This is a genomic window from Pseudomonas sp. SDO52101_S400 (genome assembly GCF_054071635.1).
The window spans coordinates 23,953-30,488 of record NZ_JBSVWF010000065.1 but is presented as its reverse complement, the minus strand read 5'-3'; the positions used below and the strand labels follow the sequence as shown (position 1 = coordinate 30,488).

Genomic DNA, 6,536 nt, shown 5'->3' with positions numbered 1-6,536 from the left:
ACAACCCGACACGCCAGGGCTTTTGCGCAGTGTTGTTGACCAGCACCTCGCTGCCGCCGACGTTCTTGCCCGGCGAGAGCTCCATCTTGGCCTGATTGGACGGCAGGCGATTGAGCTGATCGACCATCTGCTCGATCTCGCGCAAGTTGACCAGTTCGCCGGCCTTGCCGGGAAACGCCATCGCCAGCTCACGCTCGGAAAGTTTGCTGTTCTCGGCACCTTTGAGGCTTTCGAGCTTGCCCTCGACCACCAGCACTTTCAGGTGCCCGGCGGACAGATCCTGCTGCGGCAAGTAGGCGCGGCTGGTCACCAACCCCTTCTCGATGTAGTGGTCGGTGATGACTTTCAGCAACTCGTTGAGCTGCGGCACGCCCAGGCACTGGCCGATGTAAGGCTTGAGCAGGCGAGCTTTGTCACTATCCGACAGGCTGTCGGCGCCTTTGAGTTCGATGTCCTTGATCGGAAAACAGCGGGTGTCGGTCGGCGCCGCCGATTGAACTGGCTTGGCTTCCTTGCCCGGCAGGTCCTTGAGTTCTTCGAGGCGACGGCGCTGCTCGTCGAGCAAGCGATCCTGTCGTTCGCGGATGAGATCGGTTTCACCAGGGGTGGGTGCAGCGGATACAGCATTAAGTGGAGAAAGGCACAGCAAAGCCAAGCACAACCTCGCCACGAGGGCGGGTGAGGACATGTTCGATCCCTCGAGACGGAATTGATATCAGAATAGTGGCGCAATGTTAATGTGCCACTATTCTGGCGTCAATTTATGGATTCGCCGAGAGATTGTTGCCGATGAACGGCATCGGTGAAATCGTCCGACTCCGACAGAGCTGCAGGATGTTTCGCAGAAAAACCAAGGAAAACCGCTCTCGGCACCAAAGAATGCTCCGATGAGAGAATCGTCCGACAGATCTGACTCACCTCAGTGTTCAACCGCCAGTTTCGTCGCCACATCCTCCGGCGCCAGCACTCGACCATCGGCTGACAGCAACTCAAGCTTCCTGATCGGCTGCCCCTTCTGCGCATCCACCATCACCGACCCCGGCTCGCCAGGCGCGTACAGGTGTTCCCCGCCCCACTGCGACAGCGCGACGATCACAGTTTGCAGGGCCCGGCCTTTTTCCGTCAGCACGTACTCCTTGTAGGCGCTGCCGTCGGACGCCGGCACCATGCGCAGGATGTCGCGCTCCACCAGGCCCTTGAGCCGGACACTCAGCATGTTCTTGGCAATATCCAGGCTCTTTTCGAAATCGCCGAAACGACAAATGCCTTCCAGCGCGTCGCGGATGATCAGCAACGACCACCAGTCGCCGATCAGGTCCAGTGTCCGGGCGATCGGGCAGGCATTGCCCGCAAGACTTTTGCGCTTCATTTCGGGTGTCTCCAGCAAATCGGCAGGTTGGATGCGGTTGCATCTTACAACCCGCGCCGTGAAACCGATAACGCTGTGCGCCTCGAACTTAGCACCTGCGTACAAGTGGCCGATGCACTTTGCCGCGATAGTGATCATTGCCATCACGGCATCCACGCAGGTCCACACCCAAGGAGTTTCCATGAGCACGTTCACGACCCAAGACGGCACCGAGATCTATTTCAAGGACTGGGGCAGCGGCAAGCCCGTGTTGTTCAGCCACGGTTGGCCACTGGATGCCGACATGTGGGAATACCAGATGGAGTACCTGAGCAGCCGCGGCTACCGCACCATCGCTTTCGACCGTCGTGGTTTCGGCCGTTCCGAGCAGCCATGGACCGGCTACGACTACGACACCTTCGCCGACGACATCGCGCAGTTGATCGAACACCTCGACCTGCGTGACGTGACCCTGGTGGGTTTCTCCATGGGTGGCGGTGATGTCAGCCGCTACATTGCCCGCCACGGCAGTGAGCGGGTCGCCGGTCTGGTGTTGCTGGGCGCTGTGACGCCGCTATTCGGCAAGAAGCCGGACTTTGCCGAAGGCGTCGACACGTCGGTCTTCGACGGTATCAAGGCCGGTCTGTTGAAGGATCGTGCGCAGTTCATCGCAGACTTCAACGCGCCGTTCTACGGCACCAACCAGGGCCAGAAAGTCTCCGATGGCGTGCTGACGCAAACCCTGAACATCGCCCTGCTGGCTTCGCTGAAGGGCACCGTGGATTGCGTCACCGCATTCTCGGAAACCGACTTCCGCCCGGACATGGCGAAAATCGATGTGCCGACGTTGGTGATTCATGGCGACGGCGATCAGATCGTGCCATTCGAAACCACCGGCAAACGCGCAGCAGCGCAGATCAAGGGTGCCGAGCTGAAAGTCTACTCAGGCGCGCCACACGGCTTTGCAGTCACCCATGCGCAGCAATTGAACGAAGACCTGCTGGCGTTTCTCGATCGCTGAGTTCGCGGTCAGCTGAACATGCCTTGCAAAGGGCCGCCGACAAGCCTGTCGGCGGCCCTTTTTTTTCGTTGTCCCGGATTCCAGCGCCATGGCGAGGGCCCGTATTTACGGGGCTTTCAGGACTCTGCATCACGTTTTTATCTTCACATGCCAGCTTAATAATATTTTACCGATAACCACCCCCTCCCTAGTCTGATCCCAAGCACAGAGAACAGGTCGACAGCGGCCTGAATCCAACGGCCTCGTGAGAAGGGATCAGAGATGACCACTGAAATAATAAAAACAGACACGCTTGTTGTCGGCGCCGGTCAAGCGGGTGTGGCCATGAGTGAACACCTGAGAAAACTCGGCGTGCCGCACCTGGTGCTGGAGCGCAGCCGCGTTGCCGAACGCTGGCGCACCGGGCGCTGGGACTCGCTGGTGGCCAACGGTCCGGCGTGGCACGACCGCTTTCCGGGAATGGAATTCGATGACGTCGATCCGGACGGTTTCGCTCACAAGGAACGCGTCGCCGACTACTTCGAGGCCTATGCGAAGAAATTCAATGCGCCGATCCGCACCGGCGTGGACGTGAAGAGCGTGGTGCGCAATGTCGGTCGTCCGGGCTTCACCGTCGAGACTTCCGAAGGCGTGATCGAAGCCGCCCGAGTAGTTGCCGCGACCGGCCCGTTCCAGCGCCCGGTGATCCCGGCCATTGCGCCCAAGGATGAACGCCTGTTGCAGATTCACTCGGCTGACTATCGCAATCCGCAACAACTGCCGGCCGGCGCGGTGCTGGTGGTCGGCGCCGGTTCGTCGGGCGTGCAGATCGCCGATGAATTGCAGCGTTCGGGCAAGCAGGTTTACCTCTCGGTCGGCGCCCATGACCGCCCTCCTCGCGCCTACCGTAACCGCGATTTCTGCTGGTGGCTCGGCGTGCTCGGCGAGTGGGATCAGGCCGCGATGAAACCCGGCCGCGAGCACGTGACCATCGCCGTCAGCGGCGCCCACGGTGGCCGCACCATCGATTTCCGTGGCCTGGCCCATCGCGGCATGACCCTGGTCGGCGTCACTGAATCATTCAGAGACGGCGTGGTGACCTTCAAGCAGGACCTGCGCGACAACCTCAAGCGTGGCGACGAGAACTACCTCGCGCTGCTGGATGCCGCCGACGCCTACATCGAACGCAACGGCCTCGATCTGCCGCTGGAACCGGAAGCCCGCGAGACGTATCCGGACCCGGAATGCGTGAAAAACCCGCTGGCCGATCTCGATCTGGCCGCCGCCGGCATCACCTCGATCATCTGGGCCACCGGGTTTGCCGTGGACTATTCCTGGCTGAAGGTCGCCGCTTTCGATGAAAACGGCAAGCCGCAACATCAGCGCGGCGTGTCCAGCGAGCCGGGCGTGTATTTCCTCGGTCTGCCGTGGCAGTCGCGACGCGGTTCTTCGTTCATCTGGGGCGTGTGGCACGACGCCAAACACGTCGCCGATCACATCGCCACCCAGCGCAAATACCTGGCCTATCGCGATGCCGAACAACGCGAAGCCGCGCTGCACAACAACGCTGTCGACACCGTCGACGCTTGATTTCCTTCTTCAATCCCGGCGCCCGTCGCGCCGGTTCCGATTTTGTCAGGAGCCTCACATGAGTCAGCCAACCCACACCCGCATCCGCATGTTCAACACCAAGGACACCTACCCGAACCAGACCCTGGACAACGACCTGTGCCAGGCAGTGCGCGCCGGCAACACCGTGTATGTCCGTGGTCAGGTCGGCACCAATTTCGATGGTGAGCTGGTCGGCCTCGGCGATCCGCGCGCGCAGACTGAACAGGCGATGCGCAACGTCAAGCAGCTGCTGGAAGAGGCCGGCAGTGACCTGAGCCACATCGTCAAGACCACCACTTACCTGATCGATCCGCGCTACCGCGAACCGGTGTATCAGGAAGTCGGCAAATGGCTGAAGGGGGTGTTCCCGATCTCCACCGGGCTGGTGGTGTCGGCGCTGGGTCAGCCGCAGTGGTTGATGGAGATTGATGTGGTTGCGGTGATTCCCGAGTAATTCGACCTTAGCGAAAGGAGGCCACACATGACATTTTCCATCGCCGCCCGCTGCCCCGAAACCGGTCAGTTCGGCATTGCCATCAGCTCCTCCAGCATCGCCGTCGGCGCCCGCTGCCCGTGGTTGTTGCCGGGTGTCGGCGCGGTGTCGAGCCAGAACATCACTCTGCCCTCCCTCGGCCCGGAGGTGCTCGCCCTGATGGAGCAAGGCCTGGCGCCCGAGGCGGCGCTGGACAAGGTGCTGACCCGCAACGGCTACAGTCAGTACCGGCAGATCACGGCGATCAATCACCTCGGCCAGACAGCGCATTTCAGCGGCGCGCAAACTCTGGGCGTGCACAACGCCGTGTCGGGCGAACAATGCGTGGCGGCCGGCAACATGCTCGCCGGCCGCTCGGTGATCGAAGCCATGGTCGGTGCATTCGAGGACGGCGAAGGCCAATTGGCCGATCGCCTGATCAAGGCCTTGCACGCTGCCCAGGCCTTGGGCGGTGAAGCGGGTCCGGTGCACTCGGCAGCCGTGGTCGTGGTCGGTGAACTGACCTGGCCCATCGTCAACCTTCGGGTGGACTGGGCCGATGAAGACCCGATCGGTCAGTTGCAGAAACTCTGGGACGCCTATCGCCCGCAGCTTCAGGACTACATCGACCGCGCACTGGATCCGGCGAAGGCGCCGGGCTACGGAGTTGCCGGAGACGATCGATGAGCGACAGCGTCGCGTTGCTCAAGACGCTGGTGAGGTTCGACACCACCAGCCGCGAGTCCAACCTGCAATTGATCGACTTCGTGCGCGACTACCTCGAACGGTTCGATGTGCCGTGCGAGCTGATCTACAACGATGAGCGCAGCAAGGCCAATCTGTTCGCCACGATTGGTCCGGCCGATCAGCCGGGCATCGTGTTGTCGGGGCACACCGACGTGGTGCCTGCCGATGGTCAGCCATGGAGCGTGCCGCCGTTCGAACTCAGCGAGCGCGACGGCAAGCTTTACGGTCGCGGCACGGCGGACATGAAGGGCTACATCGCCTGCGTGCTCGCGCTGGTGCCGTCGCTGATCGAAGCACCGCTGCGTATGCCGGTGCACATTGCTTTGTCCTATGACGAGGAGGTCGGTTGCCTTGGCGTACGCTCGCTGCTCAAGGTGCTGGAACAGCGTCCGGTCAAACCGTTGCTGTGCATCATCGGCGAGCCGACCGAACTCAAACCGGTGCTCGGGCACAAGGGCAAACTGGCGATGCGCTGCGATGTCCAGGGCCATGCCTGCCATTCGGCCTACGCGCCGCTTGGGGTCAATGCCATCGAATGCGCCGCCGAATTGATCGGCGAGTTGGGACGCATCGGACGGCAGCTCAAGGATGAACACCTCGACCCGCGTTTCGACCCGCCGTATTCCACGGTGCAAACCGGCGTGATCAGCGGTGGCAAGGCGTTGAATATTGTCCCCGCCGACTGCCGTTTCGATTTTGAAATACGCGCCCTGCCCTCGCAGGATCCGGCAGTCGTCGCGCAGCAACTCAAGGCCTACGCCGAACAGCAAATGCTGCCGCGCATGCGGGCCGTCAGCGAGCAGAGCGATATCCGGTTCAGTGAACTGTCGGCGTATCCAGGACTGGCAACCGATGCCCGGAGTCAGGCTGCCGAATTGATCGCGGCGTTCTGCGGCTCGGACGATTTCGGCACCGTGGCGTTCGGCACTGAAGGCGGGTTGTTCGATGCGGTGGGCATTCCCACGGTGGTGTGCGGGCCCGGCAGCATGGACCAGGGCCACAAGCCGGACGAGTTCGTCAGCCGCGATCAGCTCAAGGCTTGCGATGTGATGCTGCAACGGATGCTGGCATCGATTCGCCTTTGATACCTGCCCCCAACTCTGTGGGAGCGGACTTGCTCCGGACGGCGCTCCGACGACGACGTCAGATCAGCCTCTGCTTATGTTGAAGCTGATGGCCTCTTCGCGGGCAAGCCCGCTCCCACATTGATCTAGCGACTGGCGCAGATTCTCGATGCGCCACAACCGACAGACAGCTGCTCCGATGGAGGTCAGCTGCGTTGTCGTTCATGGCGCTGAAACGCCCGAAACAGAGCGCTTTCACCTGACCGGAGAGCCTCGTTTTTTTAACGCCTGAAG

Annotated in this window: 7 protein-coding genes; 5 read left to right on the top strand and 2 right to left on the bottom strand. The window is 61.6% G+C overall.

All coding sequences use genetic code 11. The features are described from left to right. On the bottom strand, positions 1-688 hold a 688-nt coding region (locus tag ACW9HX_RS25080; protein ID WP_457382648.1), incomplete at its 3' end, for a POTRA domain-containing protein. Positions 689-919: 231 nt separating this feature from the next. Then, a complete protein-coding gene (locus tag ACW9HX_RS25075; protein ID WP_457382647.1) occupies positions 920-1,369 on the bottom strand; it encodes a winged helix-turn-helix transcriptional regulator in 450 nt (149 codons plus the stop codon). Positions 1,370-1,550: 181 nt separating this feature from the next. Between ACW9HX_RS25075 and ACW9HX_RS25070 the strand changes: the two genes are divergently transcribed. The 5 genes from ACW9HX_RS25070 (at position 1,551) to argE (ending at position 6,263) form a co-directional block, all read left to right on the top strand. After that, the gene (locus ACW9HX_RS25070) at positions 1,551-2,369 is read left to right on the top strand and encodes an alpha/beta fold hydrolase (protein WP_457382646.1); all 819 of its coding nucleotides are present in this window, start codon (positions 1,551-1,553) and stop codon (positions 2,367-2,369) included. 261 nt (positions 2,370-2,630) lie between these two features. Beyond that, on the top strand, positions 2,631-3,938 hold the full coding sequence (locus ACW9HX_RS25065) for a flavin-containing monooxygenase (RefSeq protein WP_457382645.1): 1,308 nt from the start codon (positions 2,631-2,633) through the stop codon (positions 3,936-3,938). A gap of 58 nt (positions 3,939-3,996) precedes the next feature. Then, entirely contained in the window at positions 3,997-4,413 is a 417-nt protein-coding gene (locus ACW9HX_RS25060) for a RidA family protein (protein WP_007950460.1), read from the top strand. Positions 4,414-4,440: 27 nt separating this feature from the next. Next, complete coding sequence (locus tag ACW9HX_RS25055) at positions 4,441-5,118, top strand: DUF1028 domain-containing protein (RefSeq protein ID WP_457382644.1); 678 nt, start codon at positions 4,441-4,443, stop codon at positions 5,116-5,118. Beyond that, complete coding sequence (argE, locus tag ACW9HX_RS25050) at positions 5,115-6,263, top strand: acetylornithine deacetylase (protein WP_457382643.1); 1,149 nt, start codon at positions 5,115-5,117, stop codon at positions 6,261-6,263. Before ACW9HX_RS25055 ends, argE begins: the two co-directional genes overlap by 4 nt. Positions 6,264-6,536: the final 273 nt, after the last annotated feature.

What these genes read in the sequence shown, in the direction of transcription:
- ACW9HX_RS25075 (WP_457382647.1), bottom strand. Translation starts at nt 1,369, where the DNA reads ATGAAGCGCAAAAGTCTTGCGGGCAATGCCTGCCCGATCGCCCGGACA.
- ACW9HX_RS25070 (WP_457382646.1), top strand. Translation starts at nt 1,551, where the DNA reads ATGAGCACGTTCACGACCCAAGACGGCACCGAGATCTATTTCAAGGAC.
- ACW9HX_RS25065 (WP_457382645.1), top strand. Translation starts at nt 2,631, where the DNA reads ATGACCACTGAAATAATAAAAACAGACACGCTTGTTGTCGGCGCCGGT.
- ACW9HX_RS25060 (WP_007950460.1), top strand. Translation starts at nt 3,997, where the DNA reads ATGAGTCAGCCAACCCACACCCGCATCCGCATGTTCAACACCAAGGAC.
- ACW9HX_RS25055 (WP_457382644.1), top strand. Translation starts at nt 4,441, where the DNA reads ATGACATTTTCCATCGCCGCCCGCTGCCCCGAAACCGGTCAGTTCGGC.
- argE (WP_457382643.1), top strand. Translation starts at nt 5,115, where the DNA reads ATGAGCGACAGCGTCGCGTTGCTCAAGACGCTGGTGAGGTTCGACACC.